The organism is Streptomyces sp. AC627_RSS907, assembly GCF_019049165.1.
Genome location: NZ_JAGMUE010000345.1, coordinates 1 through 858 on the forward strand (window position 1 = coordinate 1; position 858 = coordinate 858).

An 858-nucleotide genomic window follows, 5' to 3' on the forward strand; every position below is an offset into this window, starting at 1 on the left:
GCCCGCTGCGCACCGCGCTCTCCATGGTCGCTGGCCAGCCGGTGGCGGTCCACGCGCCGGCCAGGTACAGGCCGGGCGCGTTCGTGGTGGCGGGCGGGCGCAGTCGGCCGACGCCCGGCGCGGGAGCGAAGGTCGCCGTGCGCTCCCGGGTGACGAAGAAGTCCCGCACGGTCGCGCCGCGGGCGGCGGGCAGCAGGCGGGCCAACTCGGGCAGGTAGCGCTCGCGCAGCCGGGCCACGGGCTGGTCGATGTCGTCGTGGGCGGCGGACTGGGAGACCGCCAGGTACTGGCCCTCGGTCAGGCCCGAGGTGTCGGTGCGGTCGAAGACCCACTGCACGGGGGTGCCGATGGCCACGAAGAAGGGGCGGCGCAGCACCGTGCGGTCGTAGACGACGTGCAGGTTCAGGATGGGCGCGGTGCCGATCTTCAGCAGCCGGCCGGGATCGTCCAGCGCTCCGGCCGGCAGCAGCCCGTGCGCCTCCTGCTGGGGCAGGGCCAGGACGACCGTGTCGGCGGTGAGCCGGGTGCCCGCGTGCGGCGCGGTCTCCACCTCGACGCCCCAACCGCCGTCCGCCTCGCGACCGATGCCGGTGACTCGGCTGCGCAGCTCGACGCGCACGCCCGCCGCCTCCAGCGTGGCGCGGGCCCTGGTGTCGTGCAGCTCGCCGAGCGGCACCCGGGGGATGCCGATGTCGGCGTGGCCGGGCTTGGTGAGCAGCCCGGTCTTGAAGACCATGGTGGCCAGGCCGAGGGAGCACTGCGCGGAGCGGGCGTTGAGGGTCGCCACGGCGACGACGTCCCACACCGCCTGGATGGCGCGCGCGGACTGGCCCTTGCTGCGCAGCCAGTCCCCGAAGT

1 protein-coding gene is annotated in these 858 nt (G+C 75.5%); it reads right to left on the minus strand.

What is annotated here, in order from left to right; translation table 11 throughout:
* Positions 1-858 (minus strand): FAD-dependent oxidoreductase (locus KUM32_RS35640; protein WP_217146064.1); only part of this gene is annotated, 858 nt, incomplete at both ends.